Origin of the sequence: Okeania hirsuta (assembly GCF_003838195.1) — a bacterium.
Lineage (GTDB): Bacteria > Cyanobacteriota > Cyanobacteriia > Cyanobacteriales > Microcoleaceae > Okeania > Okeania hirsuta.
Map to the genome: position 1 here is coordinate 1 of NZ_RCBY01000691.1, position 570 is coordinate 570.

At 34.9% G+C, this 570-nt stretch carries 1 pseudogene; it reads right to left on the bottom strand.

Annotation, left to right across the window (positions count from 1 at the left end):
* Window positions 1–131 precede the first annotated feature (131 nt).
* A pseudogene (locus tag D5R40_RS36875) lies at window positions 132–570 on the bottom strand (hypothetical protein); the annotation flags it as partial.

The following is a 570-nucleotide window of genomic DNA, read 5'->3' on the forward strand; positions in this document are numbered from 1 at the left end:
TTCAGGACTTACGCATTATTCCAATAAAAACACTATATATACCATATTGCTATAGTTTTTATATACTATATGTAGTTTATTTGCGTAAGTCCCGATTTTGTTCGCGGAGCGTTTCTGCACCGAAAACCCTTTTACAGTGTGCTATTCCCTGTTCCCTGTTCCCTGTTCCCTAGCGCGTAGCGCTGTAACATTTTGCCAAAAGATTTAACAACAGGTTGAATAGTAAAAAACGAACCTTCAGCTTCCATCACTTTTTCTACTAAACAACGTCTTTTTAATGATTGTATTCCTTTCCATAAATCTGAGTGGGAGTGTGGAAAATCTGCGGGAGTAATAGAAATATCAACTGTTGTTTCTTGATTAGCTATCCAAAATATTACTTGTTTTTCCAACTCTGATAAACGCTGAAAAATTCTCTCTAATATTGGTTCTAAATCTCCTAAATATAAGGTTGAGCAAGATAGGAATTGAGCTACACTTGCATCACATAAATCTTCAATAGCATCGGCAATTATATTTAACCATAAAGGATTTCCACCATAGAGATTAATCAACTCTAACCATTGATCT